Origin of the sequence: Hoyosella levis (assembly GCF_026008515.1) — a bacterium.
In the GTDB taxonomy this organism is placed as follows: Bacteria; Actinomycetota; Actinomycetes; order Mycobacteriales; family Mycobacteriaceae; genus Lolliginicoccus; species Lolliginicoccus levis.
In genome coordinates this window covers 167,665-187,748 of record NZ_BQYM01000004.1, presented here as the reverse complement: position 1 = coordinate 187,748, position 20,084 = coordinate 167,665, and the positions used below count along the sequence as shown (strand labels likewise).

The window sequence follows — 20,084 nt, the reverse complement described above, 5'->3', positions numbered from 1 at the left end:
CGCGATCCCAAGGGGCAGGAACATGGCACGAGGACGAAGCACCCCCGCGCGGCCCGAGGACGTGCGTGCGGCGGTGCTCGCGGTCGCCGACTGGCTGCGCGACCCCGACCACACCGAGGCTCCGCCAAAGCCGCTGGTAGCGGCCGCGGCGCGGGCATGCGCGCACGCCCTCGAGCAGAGCGCGCCCGGGCACAGCGTGGAGGTGCGCGTACCGCCCCACGTGGCGATCCAATGCATCGAGGGCCCGCGTCACACCCGGGGCACGCCACCCAACGTCGTCGAGCTCACCCCTCGTTCCTGGCTGCTGCTGGCGACCGGACTGGCGTCGCTGGAGCAGTTGTGCGCGGCCGGGCAAGGGGATGCCTCGGGCTCCCGCGCCACCGAGATCACCCGATGGATGCCGATCGTGCCCCTGTGAGAAGTTCGCGCGAGCACGGCCGCGGACCGTAGACTCGAATCGTTCCGACCCCTCGCCAAGGGAGCACTGCGCTGTGACGACCCACCCTAGCCTCGACACCGCCACGAACCCTGATGCGGACGTTTACCAGCCCGCGCTCGACGTGGAGGAACAAGAGCCACGCGAGGAATGCGGGGTCTTTGGAGTCTGGGCCCCGGGCGAGGATGTCGCCAAGCTCACCTACTACGGCCTGTACGCCCTGCAGCACCGCGGCCAGGAGGCAGCGGGCATCGCTGTTGGGGACGGCCGCCAGGTGCTGGTTTTCAAGGATCTCGGCCTCGTGAGCCAGGTGTTCGATGAGCAGACGCTGATCGCCATGCGCGGGCACGTCGCTATCGGGCACTGCCGGTACTCCACCACGGGCGCGACGACGTGGGAGAACGCGCAGCCGATCTTCCGCACCACCTCGGCCGGCACGGGCATCGCCCTCGGCCACAACGGCAACCTCGTGAACACCGCGGAGCTCGCCGCGAAGGCGCGCGAGGCAGGCCTGCTCGGCGGGCGCCGCCGCAAGGCCGCGACCTCTGACTCCGACATCGTCGGCGCGCTGCTCGCCCACGCCGCCGCCGACACCACTATCGAGCAGGCCGCCAAGGAGCTCTTCCCGCAGCTGAAGGGTGCGTTCTGCCTGACCTTCATGGATGAGAACACGCTGTATGCCGCGCGTGATCCGCATGGCGTGCGCCCGCTCTGCCTGGGCCGCCTGGACCGCGGCTGGGTCGTGGCCAGCGAGACCGCCGCGCTCGACATCGTCGGTGCCTCCTACGTGCGCGAGATCGAGCCGGGCGAGCTGCTCGCCATCGATGCTGACGGCGTGCGATCGATGCGCTTCGCGAAGCCCGAGCCCAAGGGCTGCGTGTTCGAGTTCGTCTACCTCGCTCGTCCCGATAGCACCATCTCGGGCCGCTCCGTGCATGCCACCCGCGTGGAGATCGGGCGCCGGCTCGCCAAGGAGCACCCCGCCGTGGCGGACCTGGTGATCCCCGTTCCCGAGTCCGGCACCCCGGCCGCCGTCGGCTACGCGCAGGGCTCCGGTATCCCGTACGGCCAGGGGCTGATGAAGAACGCCTACGTTGGCCGCACCTTCATCCAGCCGTCCCAGACGATCCGCCAGCTCGGCATCCGCCTCAAGCTCAACCCGCTGCGCGACATGATCCGTGGCAAGCGCCTCGTGGTGGTCGACGATTCCATCGTGCGGGGCAACACGCAGCGCGCGCTCGTGCGGATGCTCCGCGAGGCCGGTGCTCTCGAGATCCACGTGCGCATCGCGTCGCCGCCGGTGAAGTGGCCGTGCTTCTACGGCATCGACTTCGCATCGCCCGCGGAGCTCATCGCCAACGGCGCTGATTCCACGGAGGAGATGCTCGAGGCCGTGCGCTCGTCCATCGGCGCGGACTCGCTGGGCTACATCTCTGTCGACGAGATGACCGCGGCGACCGAGCAGCCCGCGTCCCGCATGTGCCGCGCCTGCTTCGACGGTGTCTATCCCATCGAGCTGCCGCACGAGAGCCGCATCGGCAAGAACGTGCTCGAAGCGATGTTCGACTCCACCGAGGGCGATGCCACCAGCGCTGGGCCCGCCTCGCCAGCAACTCCCTCGCTGGGCGTCCAGTAGACACGCGCCCCTCGCGCCTCTTCAGCCCAGCGGTCACGCCCAACGGGCTGGCTCGTGGTCGGCAACTCACCCTGGCATAGGTGCCCCCTTCCTCGCTAAGATCAAGATGTGGGGCAGATCACAGGGAGAAGAAACGATGGCTGCAAACCAGACACAGGCACCCCGATCCGGAGATAGCCTCGAGCCCCTGGCCGTGCCGGAGTTCACCCCGGCCGACCTGCCCGACCTCACGGGCCGGACCATCGTCATCACCGGCGGTGATGGCGGGCTCGGGAAGGAAACCTCCAGCGCCCTTGCTAGCGCGGGAGCCAGCGTCATCATTGCTTGCCGGAACCTCGATCGTGCCCGGGCAGCGCTCGACGACATCAGCGCCGCCGCCACCGCGGCCAAGCCAGTCCTCGTCCAACTTGACCTCGCCGATCTCGAATCGGTGCGCGCGTGCAGCGAGGAGATCGCCGAGCACACCAGCTCGGTAGACGTCCTCGTCAACAACGCAGGCGTGATGGCAGTGCCCTACCGCACCACGAAGGACGGCTTCGAATCGCAGATCGGCATCAATCACCTCGGCCCGTTCGCACTCACCGGGCGCCTGCTCCCGCTGCTGCTCGAATCGCCCGAAGCACGTGTCGTCACCCTCTCCTCGCTGATGCACCAGCAGGCCAAGCTCGACGTCGATGACCTCGACTACGGCCGCCGCAAGTACTTCCGCATCAACGCCTACACGCAGTCGAAGCTCGCGAACCTGCTATTCACGCGCTCTCTGGCCAGCCGCTTCGACATAGCGGGGACCGATGCCCGGTCGATCGCGGCGCATCCCGGAGCCGCCGCCACAGATCTGTTCGAACCCATCGTGCCCACCCTCGGGCTGCGCCGCATGGTGCGACAGATCGTCGCACTAACGGCCAAGTCAGCAGAGGAAGGTGCCTACAGCACCCTCTACGCCGCGGCCATGCCTGATGTGCGCAACGATGACTACCTCGGCCCGGCTGATTTTGGTGGCGTGCGCGGCCCCGTGCGGCGTTGTCCACGCAGTGCACAGGCCGCCGACACAGTGCTCGCCGAGGCGCTGTGGGAGCGATCCGTTGAGCTCACCGGGGTCGACTACAGCGAGATCTCCTGATGCCCGCGCGGCTCCGCTAGCATGCCGGCCCTGGGCGGCTCCGGTCCCATCCCGCAGGCCCCTGCAGGCAGCGAGGTGTAACCGGGGCCTCAAGTCCGGTAGCGTAGCCCCGTAACGTGTGACAATCCCACGGGCGGAGCTAACGGACCCCATGATCGACGACAACACCCACGATTCCGGAGCATCGTACGCCGCGGCCGGCGTAGACATCGATGCTGGCGAGCGGGCAGTGGAACTTTTCAAGCCGCTCGCGCGGAAGGCAACCCGGCCCGAGGTCGTGGGTGGCCTCGGTGGCTTCGCGGGGCTATTCGCGCTGCGCACCAACTACAAGGAACCACTGCTGGCCTCGTCCACCGATGGCGTGGGCACCAAGCTCGCGATCGCGCAAGCGATGGACAAGCACGACACCGTGGGTCTCGACCTCGTCGCGATGGTGGTCGATGACCTCGTCGTATGCGGAGCCGAGCCCCTGTTCCTGCAGGATTACATCGCCGTCGGCAAGGTCATCCCCGAGAAGGTCGCCGCGATCGTCTCCGGCATCGCCGAGGGCTGCGTGCAGGCCGGATGCGCGTTGCTCGGTGGGGAAACCGCCGAGCACCCCGGAATGATGGGCGACTCCGACTACGACCTCTCCGCCACCGGCGTTGGCGTGGTCGAGGCGGACGCCGTGCTCACCCCTGACAAGGTGCGCCCCGGCGATGTCGCGATCGCCATGGCCTCGTCCGGACTGCACTCCAACGGCTACTCGCTGGCCCGCAAGGTGCTCCTCGACATCACCCGCATGTCGCTCGAGGCTCACGTCGAGGAGTTCGGCCGTACCCTGGGCGAGGAGCTCCTCGAGCCCACCCGCATCTATGCCAAGGACTGCCTCGCGCTCGCCGCCGAGACCGACGTGCGCACCTTCTGCCACGTCACCGGTGGCGGCCTCGCCGAGAACCTGTCCCGCGTCATCCCGGCGGGCCTTGTCGTCGACCTCGATCGCGGCACCTGGAGCCCCGGCGCGGTGTTCCGGCTCATCGAGCAGCGCGGCAAGGTCGATCCCAGCGAGATGGCACGCACGTTCAACATGGGGGTCGGCATGGTCGCCATCGTCGCCCCCGAGGACGTCGACCGGGCGCTCGCGGTGCTCACCGCGCGCCACATCGACTGCTGGCCCATCGGCTCCGTGCGCCGCGCCAACGACACCGAGAACGGCAACAGCATCCGCGCCGCCCTGGTGGGCAACCACCCGCGGTTCTAGTAGCGGGGCTTGGCCACCTGCGGTCGCCAGGCACAGCTGCCACACATGGTCGCTAGCGGCCACCTTTGCGCGGGCCTGCCACGGAAATAACCGTGGCCGCTGGGGGCCAACCGTGGCGGCTGCGCGTGAAGGGTGTCAGATTCGGGCGAGAGAAGAACCCCTGGCGATGCCCGGCGAGGGAAGACCGCCGGGCCGAGCCGTAGCAGCAACTGCACGCGCCCGCCGCCAACCGCCCGCTGCTGTGACATGAAAAGGTGGGGCACTCTCGAGTGCCCCACCTTTTAACGATATTCTCAAATGCGGGAAGCGTGGCTGCTCAGCGGCCCCAGCTCTGATAATCGTCGTCGACCCAGCGCGAGTAATCCGGCTCGTATGGATCATCAGCGTTCCGGCCGTCGCGATGTCCTTGCGACGACGACCCGGACAGCTCCTTCTGGAGCTGCTCGAAGTCGGTGTTCGGAGAGCTGTACTTCAATGCCCGTGCAACCTTGGTCTGCTTCGCCTTTGCCCGGCCGCGGCCCATGGCTGACCCCCTCGCGCGATGTCGGGGTGGCCTGGGGATTTGGCGACCCCGTTCGTGTCTGATGATTCTTCCTGGCTCACACTCTACCGCTAGATGCGTATTTATGCCGCAACGACGTCGTCAACAATCCTGCGGTACGCGTGCGCGACCTAGCGGCAGGGAGTGAAACTACCAGTTCAGCGCGCTACAGGCGAAACCCGGGCGCGCACTTCGCCGACGGTGTGACCTCCGCCAAGGACGGGGGCGTCGGGCAAATCCGCGGCTTCCGGGACCTCGAGGAGCTCGAGCACGGCCCGGACGAGGGGCAGGCGGGCCCGGTCGTGACCGTCGGAGATCTTGAACGCGAACGCACGACCATCGGGGAGAGCGCCAGCGAAGACGCCGTCGGCGCCGGACTTGCACATCATTCCGGGCACCGCCCCCATGATGATCGCGTCGGGGGCGCCAGTGCCCGAGATGAGCATCGGATGCTCGCGCACCGCGGCGGCCACCGCGTTCTCGTGGCTGCCCCCTGGAGCGCCGACGAGGCGGGCGAAGGCCAGCGCGAGCCCGGCGAGGGGCACGGGGATGATCGGCAGGCCGCAGCCATCGATGCCAAGCGGGGTCTCCTCGGCGCCGCTGAGCTCGCGGACCGTGCTGATGATGGCTCGCTGCAAGGGATGATCAGCCTGCAGGTAGGTGTCGAGCGGCCAGTCGTTGCGCTGGCAGGTCGTGAGCATCGCCGCGTGCTTGCCGGAGCAGTTCATGCAGAGCCGCCGCGGACCGAGGCCGTTCACGAGCATCTTCGCGCGCGCCTGCTCGTCCAAGGGCAGGTCGGGCGGGCATCCCAGCTGCTCCTCGTGCAGGCCAGCCGTACCGAGCATGTGCTCGATGATCGCGAGGTGCTGGGGCTCCGCCCAATGCGAGGCGGTGGCAAGAGCCAGCTCCTCGCGCGAGGCGGGCTGGTAACCGGCCCGGAGCAGCCCCACGGATTGCAGGGGCTTGTTGGTGGACCGGGGGAACATGGGGGATCGGGCGTCGCCGTGCTCGAGGAGAACCTCCCCGTCCGGGCCGAGCACGACGAGCGCTCCGTAGTGCGTGCATTCAGTGAAGCCGGAGCGCACCACATCAACGAGTGGCACGAACCGCGTGCTGCTGCTCATCGGCCGCGCAGCCGGTCCACCGCGGCCCGGCCGGGCTGGACCGCCTCGTAGGAGGGAAACGTATCAGGGTCGATGGAGGCGGCGATCGTGTCCTTGCCCGCATGCAGCGCGGCCTCGAGCGCAATCGAGCGCTTGAGCAGCGCGAGCGCGAGCACCCCGTCCTCGTGGTGATCCACGACGGTGCCGATGCGGCCGACAGTACGACCATCCGCGAGCACGGGATCGCCGGTCGCGGGACGCTCGTCGGCCGAGCCATCGAGGTGCAGCAGCACGAGGTGGCGTGGCGGGCGGCCGAGGTTGTGCACGCGCGAGACGGTCTCCTGGCCGCGATAGCAGCCCTTGTAGAGATGCACGGCGCCATGCTCGGCGGTGCTGCCGATCCAGCGGGCCTCGTGCGGAATGGTTCGCTCGTCGGTATCGACGCCCACGCGCGGGCGCATGGCGGGAACCCGCAGCGCCTCGAACGTCCAGGTGCCCGCGGGCCGGGCGCCGGCGGTGGTGAGCGTGGACCACCAGGATCGCAATGATTCCCGGGGGACGATCAGGTCCCAGCGCTGCCCCTCGACCGGCCAGGGGAGCGGACGGGCGATTCCCCCTCCCGGCAGTGCCGCGGCGCGGTCCGGCGCCGTTATGGCGTCAACGCTGGTGACACCTGGCCCGAGGAGGGTGAGCACGCCCATATCGGCCTCGCGGACCTCGACCTTCGACCAGAACACCATCTTCGTGAGATGGCCCAGCAGGTCGGCGGTGCGCTCGGCCTCGGTATCGAGCCATAGCGTGCCATCGAGGTCGGTGGCGATGAAGTGGTGCTCGATGCGTCCGTTGACGTCGAGCAGGAGGGATTCGGTGGTCTCCCCATCGGCGAGGTGGGTGAAGTCCTGGCTGGCGAGCGAGTGGAGCCAGGTGAGCCGATCGGGACCGGTGATAGTGATCACGCCCCGGTGCGATCGGTCAACGACCGCGAGGCCATCACGGGCTGGCCGCTGCTCGGTGAGGGGATCCCCATAATGCCAGGCCACGCCGTGGTCCGGGGAGTCATCGGGGTGGCGAATCGCGCCAGGCAAGGCCAGTAACGGACTTGTATAATCCGGGGTCGCTGCATGGGTCGGTGGGCGCTGTGGATCTGTTGCATCGTTTACGGCCACGTCATCGATCCTACGGCCCGCGCGGCCAATACGCTTCATAGCTATGGCTGAGCAGGTTCTGGTGACTCTCGATTGCGAATTGCGTGACGCGGGCGAGCCGTTCCTCCATGCGGATGATCTCGCTGCCCTGCGCGGTGATGGTGTGTTCGAGACGCTGCTCGTGCGGCATGGCAGGGTGTGCAACCTGGACGCGCACCTCGCGCGGATCGCGCGGTCCTCGCGGGCGCTCGGGCTACCGGTGGTCGCTGCGGGTGATTGGCAGGATGCGATCAGCATGGCGGTGCAGGCGTGGGGGGACCGGCGGGAGGGAGCGCTGCGCCTGGTGTACTCGCGGGGCCGGGAGCACGCGGGCAGTGCCACAACGGGCTATGTGCTGATCAGTCCGCTGAGCCAGCGGATGCTCAAGGCGCGTGCCGGGGGAGTGGGCGTGCTGACCCTGGAGCGGGGCTATGCCAGCGATCTCCAGGACCATGCGCCGTGGTTGCTGCTTGGCGCGAAGACGCTCTCGTACGCGGTGAACATGGCGGCGATCCGCTACGCCGTGGAGAACGGCGCGGAGGATGCGATCTTCGTCAGCTCGGATGGCTACATCCTCGAGGGCCCGAGCGCAGCGGTGGTGCTGCTGCGGGGCACGACGTTGGTGACGCCGCCTGCCTCGCTGGGAATCCTGCCGAGCACGACGCAGCAAGCAGTGTTCGATGAGGCGGGGGAACATGGCTTTGGCACCGCCTACGAACCGATCACCGTGGTGGACCTGCTGAACGCGGATGGCGCATGGATGATGTCGAGCGTGACGCTGAGCGCGCGGATCACGAGCGTCAATGGGCTCCGCCTGCCCGAGCCCCCGTTGGCCGGGGATGTGGCGCGCTTGGTGGATCGCGCGGTGGAGCGGGACTAGCGGGCGGGATGGCTGTGACCAAGGTCTACTACTTGAAGTAGTTCATACTACGGCGAGTAGTAGTACCGTGGTGGTTGCTGGCCTCGTTTTTCCCGCCGCACGATCCAGCGGCGTCGTATCGTCAGCGCAACAGCCGCTCGGTGGGGCAGCGCCGCCCCGGTTTGGAGAAGCTCGTGTTTGGCCTCGACTTCCTCGACACCGTGGACATCTCGCGATGGCAGTTCGGCATCACGACGGTCTACCACTTCATCTTCGTGCCCCTGACCATCGGCCTTGCCCCGCTCGTGGCCTTCATGCAGACGATGTGGGTCATCACCAAGAAGGACCACTGGTACCGGCTCACCAAGTTCTTCGGCAAGCTCTTCCTCATCAACTTCGCCCTCGGTGTCGTCACTGGCATCGTGCAGGAGTTCCAGTTCGGCATGAACTGGTCCGAGTACTCCCGCTTCATCGGCGACGTCTTCGGGGCGCCACTGGCACTGGAGGGCCTCGCCGCGTTCTTCATCGAATCGACATTCCTCGGCCTGTGGATCTTCGGCTGGGGACGGCTCCACAGGCTCGTGCACCTCGCGACGATCTGGCTCGTGGCCATCGGCGTGAACATGTCCGCCTACTTCATCATCGTCGCGAACTCGTTCATGCAGCACCCAGTGGGCGCCACGATAAACCCCGAGAACGGCCGGGCCGAGCTGACGAGCATCTGGGCGCTGCTCACCAACAGCACCGCTCTCGCCGCGTTCCCGCACACCATCGCGGGCTCGTTCCTCACCGCCGGGACGTTCGTCGCCGGAATCGGTGGCTGGTGGATGGTGCGCCGCATGAAGCAGGCCCGCGACGCCAGCCCCGAGGTGGCCGCGGAGCTGCGCGAGGAAGCCCGCGTCATGTGGCGCCCGATCACCCGCGTCGCCCTCGTGGTCATGATCGCCTCCGGTGTGGCCCTCGGCATCACCGGTGATATCCAGGCCAAGCTGATGTTCGAGCAGCAGCCCATGAAGATGGCCTCCGCGGAGGCACTGTGCCACACGGAGCAGCCCGCCGCGTTCTCCATCCTCACCGTGGGCGACCACAACAACTGCGAGAGCGTCAGCCACTGGATCACCATTCCCGCGCTCACCTCGTTCCTCGCCACGAACGACTTCGGTGCCGAGCTGCCCGGTGTCACCGAGCTGCAGGCCGAGTACGAGGAACGCTTCGGCCCCGGCAACTACCGACCCAACCTGTTCGTCACCTATTGGTCGTTCCGCATGATGATCGGCCTCGCTGCCGGATCAGCCATCCTCGCGCTGGCCGGGCTGTGGGTCACCCGGCGCGGGCGCGTCCCCGACCAGGACTGGTACGCCAAGCTCTCCCTGATCGCCATCCCCACCCCGTTCCTCGCCAACAGCGCGGGCTGGGTGTTCACCGAGATGGGCCGCCAGCCGTGGGTGGTCGCGCCCAACCTCAACGGTGTCGACCAGATCCGCCTCACCGTCGACCAGGCCGTCTCCGGGCACCCCCCGGCGCTCGTCCTGCTCTCGCTGCTCACGTTCACCGCCGTCTACGGGGCGCTCGCGCTCGTCTGGTTCACCCTGATGCGGCGCTATGTCGTGGAAGGACCGCTCGAGCATGACCGCCACCCCCACCACGATGACGACCACGACGAGGACGACGGCGTGAAGCCGCTGTCGTTCGCCTACTAGGACGGATCGCCACGATGGAACTCACCACGCTCTGGTTCATCCTCATCGCCTTCCTGTTCGTCGGATACTTCGTGCTCGAGGGGTTCGACTTCGGCGTCGGCATGCTCATGCCGGTCCTCGGCCGCAACAGCCGCATGAACGCCGACAAGCGCCGCCGCACCGTGCTCAACACGATCGGGCCCGTGTGGGACGGCAACGAGGTGTGGCTCATCACTGCCGGCGGTGCCATGTTCGCCGCGTTCCCCGACTGGTACGCGACGCTGTTCTCCGGCTTCTACCTGCCGCTGCTGCTGATCCTGCTCGCGCTGATCTTCCGCGCGGTGGCCATCGAGTTCCGCGGCAAGATCGACGACGATCGCTGGCGCGCCCGCTGCGACGCCGGGATCATCATCGGCTCGTGGATCCCGGCGGTGCTGTGGGGCGTGGCATTCGCGACGATCCTCGCCGGGACGCCCATCAACGACGACAAGCAGGTCGTCGGGGTGTGGGAGGCCATCCTCACCCCGTACGCGCTGCTCGGTGGGCTTGCCACCACCATGCTGTTCCTGCTGCATGGAGCCGTGTTCGTCTCCCTGAAGACCGGGGGCGAGGTCCGGGCCGATGCGGTGCGCATCGCGGCCCGCCTCGCCCCGGCAACCCTCGTTGTCGCCGGGGGCTTCGCGGTGTGGACGCAGCTCGCCTACGGCTCCTCGCTGTCGCTGGTTTTCGTGGTGCTCGCTGCGGCCGGGCTCGTCGCGGCGGTGGTGCTGACGGCCCGCGAGCGCGAGGGCTGGGCGTTCATCGCGACGTTCCTCGCGGTGCTGTCGGCGACCGGGATGCTCTTCGCGGCGCTGTTCCCCAACGTCATGCCCTCGACGATCGACCCGGCGTTCAGCCTCACCGTCGAATCGGCCGCATCTTCCTCCTACACCCTGACCGTGATGACCTGGGCGGCAGCGTTCCTCGCGCCGGTGGTGATGATCTACCAGGGCTGGACGTACTGGGTGTTCCGCCAGCGCATCAGCGTCGAGCAGATCCCCGAGTCGATCGGGCTGAAGGCCTGGCGATGAGCGGGCCGGCGTGAAGCCCTTCGATCCGCGCCTGTGGCGGCTCTCCCGGCCGGTGCGCCCCTACCTGGTGCTCACCGTCATCACCGGCGCGATCACCACCGCGACGATCCTGGCCACCGCGATCCTGCTCGCGCGGATCCTCGCCGGGGCCGCCGCCTACCCCGCGCTGCGCGCCATCGATGCATGGACCACCGAGCTCGTGGCGCTCGCGGTGATCGCCGCGATACGGGCCGCAGCGTCCTGGGCGCAGGCCCGCCACGCCCAGCGCAACGCCGCCGCAGTGGTCTCCGGACTCAAGTCCGATGTGCTCGAGGCCGTGGCGGAGCTACCGCCACGGCGGCGTGCCGAAGCCCGCGACGAGGCGGCGCTGCTGGTCACCCGCGGCCTCGACGGGCTCCTGCCCTACCTCTCGGGCTACCTGCCGACCCTGGTGCTCGCGGTGCTCGTGCCCCCGGCGGTGCTCGTCACCATCGCGCTGCACGACCTGCCCGCGGCCCTCATCATCGCGGCCACCCTGCCACTCGTGCCGCTGTTCATGATCCTCATCGGCCTGCTCACCAGGAACCGCGCACGCAACAAGCTGCGCGCCATGACCGCGCTGCAGGCACAGGTGCTCGATCTCATCGCGGGCCTGCCGACGCTGCGCGCGCACCGCCGCGAGGCCGGGCAGGCCGAGCGGGTGGAGGAACTCGGCGAGAACCATCGCGTGGCGGCGATGGGATCGCTGCGCATCGCGTTCCTGTCCTCGATGGTGCTGGAGGCGCTCGCCACGCTGTGCGTCGCCCTCGTGGCCGTCAGCGTCGGGCTCCGGCTCGTCTTCGGGAACATGCAGCTCGACGATGCGCTCGTCGCGCTGATCCTCGCCGCCGAGGCATACTTGCCGCTGCGCATGGTGGGCACCCAGTTCCATGCCGCCGAGGACGGGGCCGAGGCCGCCCAGCGCTCCCTCAGGCTTCTTGACCCAGAGACCATTGATCACGAGCGCCAGGCAAGCCTAGAGGCGCGCCAGATGGTCGCAGCGCCGTTCACTATCACCGCCCGCGGGTTGTCGATGCGGGCACGGGACGGAAACGCGCCCGATGGCCTCGACGCGGTGCTCGAGCCCGGCCTGGTCACAGCGCTCACTGGCCCGAACGGTTCCGGCAAGACAACGGCGCTCCATGCCATCCTCGGGCTCGCGCGGCCAGGCGAGGGCACGGTTCAGATCAACGGCACCGCGGTCTCCCGCCTCGACCCCGACCACTGGTGGTCGCACGTCGCGTGGGTGCCGCAGCGACCGGTGCTCGTGCCCGGGACCGTCCGCGACAATCTCGAGCTCGCCGGCCCACTGCCGCCGGACGCGCTAGCGCGCGGCATCGAGGAAGCCGGGTTCGGCGAGGTGCTCGCCGATCTGCCCGACGGCCTCGGCACGCTCCTCGGCAGTGGAGGCACGGGGCTCTCGGTGGGGCAGCGGCAGCGGCTCGCTCTCGCCCGGGCACTGGCGCGGCAGGCCGAGGTGCTGCTGCTCGATGAGCCCACCGCCCACCTGGACTCGCGCGCCGCGCGGCGTGTCCTCGACGCGGTCCGGCGGCGCGCCCACCAGGACGGAGCGACCGTGATCCTCATCGCCCACGATCCTGATGTGCTCGCCGCCGCCGACCACGTCATCGAGGTGCGCGCGACCAGTGCTGCTGCTGGTCAGAGCACGCCCACGGAGGCGCGGCGGATCCACGGCACCAGTGCCAGCGTCACCAGCCCGACCGCGATCGACACTAGGCCCAATGACAGGAAGTAGGGGGCCTCGCGCGCGGGGTCGTAGAACCGGGCCAGCGTTCCCGCCAGCGCCGATCCCATCGCCACCGACAGGAAGTACAGCGCCATCATCTGCGACCGGAAGCGCGACGGCGCTAGCCGTGTCGTCAACGACAGCCCGACGGGGGAGAGGAGCAGTTCCGCGATGGTGAACACGAGCAGGATCCCGATCAGCGCCAGCAGTGGCGCGCTGCCCGGTCCGCCTCCCGCGAGCGGCAGGAAGAGCAGGAACGCCACTCCCATCAGGATGGTTCCCGCTCCCAGCTTCCACGGCGAGGACGGGCCCCGCTCGCCCAGCCGTGTCCACGCGTATGCGAACACGCCTGCGAGCAGCACGATGAACACCGGATTGATCGACTGCACCCACGCCGCCGGGAACGTCCACCCGAGCACCTCCCGGTCCAGGCGCTTGTCAGCGAACGTCGCCACCACCGTGAATTGCTGCTGGAACAACGCCCAGAAGGCGACGTTGGCGAGGAACAACGGCATGAACGCGCGCACCCGGCTACGCTCCTCGCCGGTGACCTTCGGGCTGCGCAGGATCACCACGAAGTACGCCACCGCGGTGACGGCCACTACTGTGACCACCGCGGTGGACAGGTTCTCCAGGGTCAGAATGCCAGTGAACCCAGCAAGGGCCACGAGCGCCGCCGCGCCGAGCACAGCGGCCACTATGCGCGGACCGCTGCCCGCCGGAGCGGGATCGCACACGGTCGCCGCGCTCAATGGCAGCCAGTCCCGCGTGCGCCAGTACACGGCAAGGCCGATGGCCATGCCGATCGCGGCGACGGAGAATCCCGCATGAAAGCCCCACGTGGACTGGGTGAACCCGGTGAGCAGCGGCCCGACGAGCGCGCCGAGGTTCACGCCCAGGTAGAAGATCGAGAACCCGGCATCGCGGCGCGGATCGGTGCGCGCGTACAGCTCGCCCACGATCACCGAGGCGTTGGCCTTGAGGCCGCCGCTGCCCACCGCGACGAGCACCAGGCCGACCGCGAGGCCCGCGAGGCCCGGCAGCACCGCCAGGGAGATGTGCCCAGCCATGATGAGCACGGCGCTGAGGAACAGGGTGCGCTCGGCACCGAGCATGCGGTCCGCGGTCCACGCGCCGAGGATCGTCGACAGGTACACGAAACCGCCGTAGGCACCGACGATGGAGGTGGCGGCGGCGAAACTGATGGCCAGCCCGCCGTCGGTGACGCTGTAGTACAAGTAGTACAGCAGGATGGCCTGCATGCCGTAGAACGAGAACCGTTCCCACAGCTCGATGGTGAACACCGTGGCCAGGCCCCGGGGATGCCCGAAGAACGAGGTGGAGGCGGCAGCGGGATCACCGGCGCCGCGCGTCGCAAGAGTGGTCATGGAGGGAAACGATGGCACGCGAATGTTGCGGCCGGGAAAAATAGGACACCTATGTATCCAGCGTCACGCGCACGACCCACCTGGAAAGACCTCCGGCGCGGCGTTGCCCTCCTCGACGTCCCCCGCGACCGCACCGTGCTCGCAATCCTCGCCGCCACCGTCACCCTCGGCTCCGCCCTCGCCCTCGCCGCCGTGTCCGCCTGGCTGATCATGCGCGCCTTCGCCATGCCCCCGGTGCTCGACCTCACCGTCGCCGTCGTCGCCGTCCGCGCCCTCGGCATCAGCCGGGGCGTCTTCCGCTACCTCGACCGCCTCGCCACCCACGACATCGCCCTGCGCGGCACCGTCGCCGCCCGCACCACTCTCTACCGGCGCCTCGCCACCGGCAACCCCCGCACAGCCCTCGCTGCCCGCCGCGGACAGCTCCTCGCCCGCACCGGCGAGGACATCGACACTCTCGGCGAGACGGTGGTCCGTGTTCTCATCCCCGTCGCGGTGGCCCTGCTGATCGCCCTCATCGCGGTCGGTGGACTTGTCCTGATCTCGCCGCTGGCCGCGTTCATCCTCGCGATCGCGCTGCTCCTTTCCGGAGCAGTGGCCCCCGCCCTTGCCGCGCGGGCCGCGACCATCCGCGAGCATGACGCTGATCAGCATCGCGGCGAGCACCGCGACGCCACCATGACAGTCCTCGACCACGCCGCCGAGCTGCGCGTCACCGGTCAGCTCCGCCCCACGCTCGACCGCGCCGCCCGTTCGTTGCGCCACACCGACAGGAGCATCGACCGGGCTGCCACCACCACCGCCCTCGCGAGCGCCACCACGCCCCTGGCCATCGGGGCGAGCGTCATCGGCTCGCTGCTCATCGGCCTCGAGCTGTACGGCAACGGCTCCCTCGCGCTGACCTCGCTCGGCATCCTTGTGCTGCTGCCGCTCGCCGCCTTCGAGGCCACCGGGCCCCTTCCTGATGCCGCGATCCATGCGCTGCGCGCCCGCAACGCCTCCCACCGGCTGCTCGGGCTCCTCGATGACGCCAGGTCGGGTGATGTCGCTCCGGTGGCTCCTGGTGCCCCGGCCGCCGGCCTCGAGCTGCGCGGCCTCGAGCATGGCTGGACGAGTTCGCTCGCACCGCCTCTGGACGCCACCTGGCCGGAAGGCAGCCGCGTCCTCGTCACCGGGCCCAGCGGCACGGGGAAAACCACGCTCCTGCTCACCCTCGCCGGGCTCATCCCGCCTATTGATGGGAGCGTGGAGCCTGGTGGGGCTGCATTGCGCGAGCGAAGCCTCTTCCTCGCCGAGGACGCGCACATCTTTGCCACCACCGTGCGCGACAATCTCCTCCTCGCGCGCGGTGACGCCACCGACGCGGACCTGCTCGAGGCCTGCGAAGCCGTAGGGCTGGGGGAGTGGCTCGCTACTCTTCCGGACGGCTTCGGCACCATCCTCGACGGCGGCGAGGACGCCCTCTCCGGCGGCCAGCGTCGCCGACTCCTGCTCGCCCGCGCAATGCTCTCGCCCGCCTCGATCCTGCTTCTCGACGAGCCCACTGAGCATCTCGACGCCGCGAGCGCGCTCCGACTGCTCGACGCGCTGCTCGACCGCGAGAACGGTCTGATCGACGCGCGCCGTACCGTCGTCGTTGCCAGCCATCTTGAGCCGACCGTCGAGCCGGATGAGTGGGTGCGGCTGGGCTGCTAGCTGGCGGCTTCTGCCGGGCGCGCCGCGGCTGGGCTCGCGGCAAACGCGATAGAAGCCGCGGAAAACCCAGGCCAGCTTCTATCGCGCTTGACGGTTTCCCGTGCTTCTGCCGGCCCGTCGGGTCCAGCGCCCCTAGCAACGAGCGGCTAGCGCCCCAGGGCCGATTCGAGGAACGGGCGCACCAGGGCAATGATGGTGTCCGCGGTGTCCTCGATGCTGCGCCCGGGCAGCACGCTGTAGCTGAGCAGCAGGCGAATGATCGTATCCGCGAGCACGCGCCGGTCCGTTTCCTCGATCTCGGGAAACCACTCCGAGGACAGCTCCACCATGCGCGCCGCAGCTCGCTCGAGAAGCCGGTCCCCATGCACGGTCAGCAGGGGCAACAGGCTCGCGGCCGAGGAGTCCTCGGTCAGGATCGCGTTCACTATCGGATTGTCCGACAACGCCTCGAGCACCAGCACCAGCATCCCGCGGACCGTGCCCACCGGATCATCCGCGCGGTGGGCGGGCGCTGGCAGCGCCCCGCGGATGACTCCGGTGAGCCGATCGACCTCCCGGTCCAGGTATGCGCTCGCAAGCTGCTCGCGGGTGCCGAACACCCGGTACAGCGTCGGCTTGCTCACCCCCGATGCCTGCGCGATCGCTTCCATCCGGGTCCGTGCCCAGCCACCGGCGCGGATCAGTCGATCAGCGGAGTCGAGCACCACATCGACCAGGAGCTCGCGCGCCTGCTCCGGGTAGGGGCGGGGCGCATCATCGGGAGTGTTCGGCACCCCTCTGTTCTACACGGGCGGTCTGCTACGCACCGGTGGTGGTGCCCGGGCCGGTAGCGCGTGCCTTCGCCTGATGCTTCGCGATGCGCGCGAGGACCTGCTCCCGCTTCGGCGGATGGATGTTCATCAGGGACGGATCGTTCCCGTAGAAATCGAACACGCGCTTGTCCATGACGCGGCGCCACAGCGGGGGGATCACCGCGAGCGTGATCATGGTGCCGTAGCCGCTCGGTAGCTGTGGTGCGTCCTCCATGTGCTGCAGTGCCTGGTATTCGCGAGTGGGATTCGCGTGATGGTCCGAGTGGCGTTGCAGCTGCAGGAGCATCAGGTTGCTCGGCATGGCGCAGGAGTTCCAGCTGTGGCGCGGAGCGCAGCGCTCGTACCGGCCTGATTCGGTCTTCTGCCGCAGCAGTCCGTAGTGCTCGAGATAGTTCACCGACTCGAATAGCAAGATGCTTACCCCTGCCGAGATCACGATGAAAGGGATGAGGGCAGGCCCGAAAAGCGCGATCATGGCTCCCCACAGCACGACGCTCATCGCCCAGGCGTTGAGCACGTCGTTGTGCACGCTCAGCACCCGATCGCCGCGGCGGCGCAGCCGGGTAGCCTCCAGGTTCCAGGCGGAGCGGATGCCACCGAAGGCTGTGCGGGGCAGGAACGTCCAGAACGACTCCCCGAGCCGCGACGAGGCGGGATCCTCGGGCGTGGCGACGCGAACGTGATGGCCCCGGTTGTGCTCGACGTAGAAGTGCCCGTAGCAGCACGGCGCGAGGGCGATCCGGGCGATCCAGCGGTTCACGGTTTCCTTCTTGTGGCCGAGCTCATGGGCAGCGTTGATCGCCAGCGCGGTGAGGTAGCCCACCGACCAGCTCAGGCCGAGGTAGCCAATCCACGAGATGTCCTGCTGCGTGACGATCCATGCGGCCAGGAACGTCACCACGTACTGCAGCGGGATCATCGTGTAGATGATCGCCCGGTAGTAGCGATCATTCTCCAGCCACCCCACCAGCTCCGGCGGGGGATTCTCTGGATCCTTGCGCACGAAGGTGTCGGCCAGCGGCATCAGGACGTGGAACACGATGGGGCCGATGAACCAGAAGAGCTCCCAGCCGGTCAGCTCGACCAGGCCCCACGCGACAAAGATGAGCAGTGGCATCAGCCCGCTGATGATGAACAAGTAGCGCTTGCGATCCCGCCAGGTTATGCCCAGGTCGGCGGGGGTGGGATGGGTGACGCTCATGGTGTCCTCTCCGTGCGCACGTCGGTGTGCAACACATCACACCTTGATTTTGACATAGTTCCCGCATGTGTCAACAGGTGAAACGAAATCGAATTCAGCGTTAACTCATGAGTTCAAGTGCTTGGCTGCGTAACGAGCAGGTGGCGGCGCTGCGGGAAGCGCGGGTTTCAGCCTGCGCTGCCTGCTGCTGCCTGAAAAAAACACTTGCCGCCGCCACGGGGCCGGGAGTAAACAAGTAGGTACACGAGAGAGGAGGTGGTCCAGCTGATTGGCTATAGGACACGTGAGGTGGCTGCCCGCTAGCAGCCGCGCCAGGGTCCGCCCTGTCGCGCGAGCGGCGAGCGAATCCCCAGCAGCAACCCAGCCCCCGGGACCGCCAGCACGTCCAGCTGGCACCGCGCCTCTCCTTGTGAGTGCGCACGGTCCCGGGGGCTGTTGCGCGGGGAGGTCCCGCAGTGGAAATCTGCCGCTGCGGCGGGAATCTGCGAGCGAAAGTCAACAAATCAGGCCCAAGAACCGGATATCTGTTGATTTTCGCTCGCAGATTCGGGGGTGACGGTTGGACCCTCCGGGGCGCCGGGGTCGCCGGCACAGCCGCGCCAGCGGGGTCACCGCCCCTGCGATTGCGTGACCAGCAGATCCCTCGCTGCCGACACCGTGTTCGGCAGCCACAGCATCTGGACGGGAACCAGGGGTGGGTCCGCTAGCTCGATGACGACCGCTTGGTGGTCCATCACGGGGCCAGGGGGGTCCGTGACGAATGCGACGCCCTCGTTGTCCAGGACAGCCGAGGCCGGTGGCGTGCCTTGTACCCGGTTGACCGTGATCATCGGCTCGAACCCGGCCCGACGACACGTGCTGAGGATGAAATCGGTGTAGAAGGAGGCTCCAGGCGGGCTCCAGACAATGATGCGCTCGCCGCGCAGATCGCTCACGGCAACTGATCGGCAGGCGGCGAGGCGATGGCTTGCCCGGACGGCGATCCGCGCCGGGGTGTAGGCGATGGTGGCGGCGGCCAGGTCCTGGGGGACGGCGACGCCCCGTCGCAGAGCTGCGTCGATCCGGCCTTCGAGAAGCGCCTGGTGGAAGGATCCCGGGTACATCTGGATCACGGTGATCGGCAGGTCGGGCAGCGCGGCGAGCACCGGCTCGAGAAGGCCATGGACTTCAGCAGGCGTGACGGCCGGCGTGTGCCCGATGACGAAGGGCTGCAGCGATTCGGCGGGCGCGTCGCGGGTCTGCCGCACTAGGTGATCGGCGGCCGCGAGCAGGACTCCCGCGCCGTCGTAGAGTGCCCGGCCAGCCTTCGTGAGCTGGACGTGGCGAGTTGTGCGATCGAAGAGCGCGACGCCCAGGTCTGCTTCGAGCCGGGCGATGGAACTGCTCAGGGCCTGCTGGCTCAGGTGGAGCTCCTGGGCCGCGCGGGTGAATCCTGCCGCGTCCGCGACGGCGAGGAACTGTTGCAGGCGGCGCAGGTCCAGTGGCGGAAGATTAACAACCATGGCTTGTCAATCTACCTCAACATTCTGTTTCTCATTTGTGGCCGACGCTCCTAGCGTGGAGTGTGCAATCAGCCAATCAAGCGGGAGCAGTGGCATGAACACATTGGAAGGCAAGTCGGCGGTCATCGCGGCCGGAGCGAAGAACCTCGGCGGACTGATCAGCACGGCACTGGCGCAGCGAGGCGTGAACGTGGCGGTCCATTACAACAGCGACAGCACCGAGGCTGATGCTGACAAGACCGTGGCCGCAGCACAGGACGCGGGCGTCAAGGCATTCAAGTTCCAGGCGGACCTGACCCGGCCCGAGAGCATCGCGGAACTCTTCGACGCCGCGGAAAGCGCCTTCGGCAGCGTCGACATCGCGATCAACACGGTGGGCAAGGTACTGCGCAAGCCCATCGTCGAGACCAGCGAGGACGACTACGACGCGATGTTCGACATCAACGCGAAGTCCGCCTACTTCTTCATCAAGGAAGCTGGTCGCCGCCTCAATGACGACGGCAGCGTTGTCACCATCCTGACTGCCCTCCTCGCGGCGTTCACGGACGGGTACTCCACCTACGCCGGAGGGAAGTCACCCGTAGAGCACTTCGCCCGCGCCGCCGCGAAGGAGTTCGCCGGTCGGGGCATCTCCGTGAACAATGTCGCCCCGGGGCCCATGGACACGCCCTTCTTCTACGGGCAGGAGACGCCCGAGCGCGTCGTCTTCCATAAGTCGCAGGCCATGGGCAATCGCCTGACGCGCATCGAGGACATTGCTCCCATCGTCGAGTTCCTCGTCGACGGTGGCCACTGGATCACCGGCCAGACGATCTTCGCCAACGGCGGATACACCACCCGCTAGATCTTGACG

17 protein-coding genes are annotated in these 20,084 nt (G+C 68.2%); 10 read left to right on the top strand and 7 right to left on the bottom strand.

The window, feature by feature from the left end; translation table 11 throughout:
* The first annotated feature begins 22 nt into the window (after window positions 1–22).
* From QC765_RS06230 to purM, 4 genes are all read left to right on the top strand, one after another.
* Window positions 23–418, top strand: a complete 396-nt coding sequence (locus QC765_RS06230) for a sterol carrier family protein (protein ID WP_278313657.1) — start codon at window positions 23–25, stop codon at window positions 416–418.
* Between the two features lie 142 nt (window positions 419–560).
* Entirely contained in the window at window positions 561–2,072 is a 1,512-nt protein-coding gene (gene purF, locus QC765_RS06225) for an amidophosphoribosyltransferase (RefSeq protein WP_278313656.1), read from the top strand.
* Window positions 2,073–2,208: 136 nt separating this feature from the next.
* Window positions 2,209–3,192: an oxidoreductase gene (locus tag QC765_RS06220; RefSeq protein ID WP_278313561.1), complete on the top strand. Its 984-nt coding sequence runs from the start codon at window positions 2,209–2,211 to the stop codon at window positions 3,190–3,192.
* A 151-nt stretch (window positions 3,193–3,343) separates the two neighbouring features.
* Entirely contained in the window at window positions 3,344–4,432 is a 1,089-nt protein-coding gene (gene purM / locus QC765_RS06215; protein WP_278313655.1) for a phosphoribosylformylglycinamidine cyclo-ligase, read from the top strand.
* Between the two features lie 316 nt (window positions 4,433–4,748).
* Here the strand turns inward: purM and QC765_RS06210 are convergent, their stop codons facing one another.
* The 3 genes from QC765_RS06210 to ygfZ form a co-directional block, all read right to left on the bottom strand.
* Window positions 4,749–4,955 carry a DUF3073 domain-containing protein gene (locus QC765_RS06210; RefSeq protein ID WP_278313560.1) on the bottom strand — a complete coding sequence of 69 codons (207 nt, stop codon included), beginning with the start codon at window positions 4,953–4,955 and terminating at the stop codon, window positions 4,749–4,751.
* 176 nt (window positions 4,956–5,131) lie between these two features.
* The gene (locus QC765_RS06205; protein WP_278313559.1) at window positions 5,132–6,097 is read right to left on the bottom strand and encodes an asparaginase; all 966 of its coding nucleotides are present in this window, start codon (window positions 6,095–6,097) and stop codon (window positions 5,132–5,134) included.
* Window positions 6,094–7,161 carry a CAF17-like 4Fe-4S cluster assembly/insertion protein YgfZ gene (ygfZ, locus tag QC765_RS06200; protein WP_278313558.1) on the bottom strand — a complete coding sequence of 356 codons (1,068 nt, stop codon included), beginning with the start codon at window positions 7,159–7,161 and terminating at the stop codon, window positions 6,094–6,096. Before ygfZ ends, QC765_RS06205 begins: the two co-directional genes overlap by 4 nt.
* 124 nt (window positions 7,162–7,285) lie before the next feature.
* Here ygfZ and QC765_RS06195 point away from each other — a divergent pair, with 124 nt between their 5' ends.
* The 4 genes from QC765_RS06195 to cydD all read left to right on the top strand — a co-directional run bounded on the left by QC765_RS06195 (window position 7,286) and on the right by cydD (window position 12,642).
* Window positions 7,286–8,140 (top strand): aminodeoxychorismate lyase, encoded by an 855-nt coding sequence (locus QC765_RS06195; RefSeq protein ID WP_278313557.1) that lies wholly within the window; start codon window positions 7,286–7,288, stop codon window positions 8,138–8,140.
* A gap of 173 nt (window positions 8,141–8,313) precedes the next feature.
* Window positions 8,314–9,819: a cytochrome ubiquinol oxidase subunit I gene (locus QC765_RS06190; protein WP_278313556.1), complete on the top strand. Its 1,506-nt coding sequence runs from the start codon at window positions 8,314–8,316 to the stop codon at window positions 9,817–9,819.
* 14 nt (window positions 9,820–9,833) lie between these two features.
* Window positions 9,834–10,868: a cytochrome d ubiquinol oxidase subunit II gene (gene cydB, locus QC765_RS06185; protein WP_278313555.1), complete on the top strand. Its 1,035-nt coding sequence runs from the start codon at window positions 9,834–9,836 to the stop codon at window positions 10,866–10,868.
* Between the two features lie 10 nt (window positions 10,869–10,878).
* Window positions 10,879–12,642: a thiol reductant ABC exporter subunit CydD gene (gene cydD, locus QC765_RS06180; RefSeq protein WP_278313554.1), complete on the top strand. Its 1,764-nt coding sequence runs from the start codon at window positions 10,879–10,881 to the stop codon at window positions 12,640–12,642.
* On the opposite strand, the gene QC765_RS06175 is transcribed toward cydD, so the two are convergent.
* Window positions 12,546–14,021 (bottom strand): peptide MFS transporter, encoded by a 1,476-nt coding sequence (locus QC765_RS06175; RefSeq protein ID WP_278313553.1) that lies wholly within the window; start codon window positions 14,019–14,021, stop codon window positions 12,546–12,548. The genes cydD and QC765_RS06175 overlap by 97 nt on opposite strands.
* A gap of 51 nt (window positions 14,022–14,072) precedes the next feature.
* On the opposite strand from QC765_RS06175, the gene cydC reads away from it, so the two are divergent.
* The gene (gene cydC / locus QC765_RS06170; protein ID WP_278313552.1) at window positions 14,073–15,716 is read left to right on the top strand and encodes a thiol reductant ABC exporter subunit CydC; all 1,644 of its coding nucleotides are present in this window, start codon (window positions 14,073–14,075) and stop codon (window positions 15,714–15,716) included.
* Between the two features lie 146 nt (window positions 15,717–15,862).
* On the opposite strand, the gene QC765_RS06165 is transcribed toward cydC, so the two are convergent.
* The 3 genes from QC765_RS06165 to QC765_RS06155 all read right to left on the bottom strand — a co-directional run bounded on the left by QC765_RS06165 (window position 15,863) and on the right by QC765_RS06155 (window position 19,231).
* On the bottom strand, window positions 15,863–16,489 hold the full coding sequence (locus QC765_RS06165) for a TetR/AcrR family transcriptional regulator (protein ID WP_278313551.1): 627 nt from the start codon (window positions 16,487–16,489) through the stop codon (window positions 15,863–15,865).
* Window positions 16,490–16,514: 25 nt separating this feature from the next.
* On the bottom strand, window positions 16,515–17,729 hold the full coding sequence (locus QC765_RS06160; protein WP_278313550.1) for an alkane 1-monooxygenase: 1,215 nt from the start codon (window positions 17,727–17,729) through the stop codon (window positions 16,515–16,517).
* Between the two features lie 608 nt (window positions 17,730–18,337).
* Window positions 18,338–19,231, bottom strand: coding sequence for a LysR family transcriptional regulator (locus tag QC765_RS06155; protein WP_278313549.1), 894 nt, complete (start codon window positions 19,229–19,231; stop codon window positions 18,338–18,340).
* Window positions 19,232–19,325: 94 nt separating this feature from the next.
* On the opposite strand from QC765_RS06155, the gene QC765_RS06150 reads away from it, so the two are divergent.
* A complete protein-coding gene (locus QC765_RS06150) occupies window positions 19,326–20,075 on the top strand; it encodes an SDR family oxidoreductase (RefSeq protein WP_278313548.1) in 750 nt (249 codons plus the stop codon).
* The last annotated feature ends 9 nt before the right edge of the window (window positions 20,076–20,084 follow it).